Here is a 230-nt window from a genome sequence, read left to right on the forward strand (position 1 = left end):
ATTAAAATCGAGATTGGAAAAAGAATTCGTGAAGAACGTGAACGTCAAGGATTAACACGTGAGCACGTTTGTGATACCGAAGAAGAATTAACTGTCAAACAGTTGATGAGAATCGAGCTCGGTCGCTCATTACCAACCATTGTCAAACTGCAGTATATCAGTGATAAATTAGGAGTTTCCCTCAACTACCTGTTAGGTGAAACAAAACTAGACATTCCTGAAGACTATTA

The 230-nt window shown here is 38.3% G+C and carries 1 protein-coding gene; it reads left to right on the top strand.

Going from position 1 to position 230, the window contains the following annotated elements; genetic code table 11:
- Nucleotides 1-230 (top strand): helix-turn-helix domain-containing protein (locus tag HMPREF2697_RS02600; protein WP_257375234.1); only part of this gene is annotated, 230 nt, incomplete at both ends.

The sequence above is a fragment of the Streptococcus sp. HMSC064D12 genome (assembly GCF_001837205.1).
Taxonomy (GTDB): Bacteria; Bacillota; Bacilli; order Lactobacillales; family Streptococcaceae; genus Streptococcus; species Streptococcus salivarius_D.